The sequence below is a fragment of the Petrotoga halophila DSM 16923 genome, assembly GCF_002924615.1.
On sequence record NZ_JALY01000012.1, the window covers coordinates 1 to 626 of the forward strand.

Annotated in this window: 1 protein-coding gene; it reads right to left on the reverse strand. The window is 33.1% G+C overall.

The window, feature by feature from the left end; all coding sequences use genetic code 11:
* A partial coding sequence (locus AA81_RS00535; protein WP_211292613.1) for an exonuclease SbcCD subunit D occupies positions 1-626 on the reverse strand: 626 nt, incomplete at both ends.

Consider the following 626-nt stretch of genomic DNA (forward strand, 5'->3'; position numbering starts at 1 on the left):
TTTCTTCACCGCTTGCTTTTTGGAGTTCATTGAAAATACTTGCCACTATCTGTTTTTCCTCAAAAGAAAGTTCTTGGTTTTTGACTTCTTGGTAAAACAATTCAAAAAGATCCACGGGGGATATTTTCTTTATATTATAATCTCTTGTTTTTATTTCATCATTTGTTTTTAAATTAGGAAAATCAAGGGATAGAACATTCGGAAATTTTGCTCTCAGTTTGTTTATGGCATCATAAACGGGCTTAGTGTTTTCTAATATTATTTGAAGATAATCATCCGAACTCTCCATTTTCATTACGTCGTCAAAACTTCCTCTTATTACCTTCATATCTTTAGCCCTGTTAAAGCTCAATTTTTCAACTTTTATATTTCCCTTTTCTTTCATTTCTACTAGGTTCATTCCTTTTACATGGTCTGCTTCACTGAATGAGTACTTCAAAAGAGAACCAGAGTAATAAATATTTTTGATCTTTTGAGGTCTGTGAAGATGTCCAAGGGCAACGTAATCAAATTTTTCAAAAATAGAGGGATCAACATATTCGCTTCCTCCAATTGATAGAGGCCTTTCAGATTCGCTATTCAATCCACCCATTATGTATTCGTGGGCTATCAATACGTTTCTTTCT